Raw genomic sequence first — 318 nt, 5'->3', positions numbered from 1 at the left:
GGTGTGACGGCGTGCCTTTTGTAGAATGAACCGGCGAGTGATGTTGGCGAGCGAGGTGAAGGCGGCGGAGCCTGTGCCGAAGCGAAAGCGAGTCTGAAGAGGGCGCGAGTTCGCCGACATCGACCCGAAACCGGGTGATCTACCCCTGGTCAGGGTGAAGTGCGGGTAACACCGCATGGAGGCCCGAACCCACTGGCGTTGAAAAGCCAGGGGATGAACTGGGGGTAGGGGTGAAATGCCAATCGAACCCGGTGATAGCTGGTTCTCCCCGAAATAGCTTGAGGGCTAGCGTCAGGGGATGAGTTGTGGAGGTAGAGC

The 318-nt window shown here is 60.1% G+C and carries 1 rRNA gene; it reads left to right on the top strand.

The features are described from left to right. Nucleotides 1-318: ribosomal RNA gene (locus J3481_RS14480) — 23S ribosomal RNA — on the top strand; the annotation flags it as partial.

This window comes from Alicyclobacillus fructus, assembly GCF_017329605.1.
GTDB classification, from domain to species: domain Bacteria; phylum Bacillota; class Bacilli; order Alicyclobacillales; family Alicyclobacillaceae; genus Alicyclobacillus; species Alicyclobacillus fructus.
The sequence above is the reverse complement of the archived record's forward strand: the minus strand, read 5'-3'. Positions and strand labels throughout refer to the sequence as shown.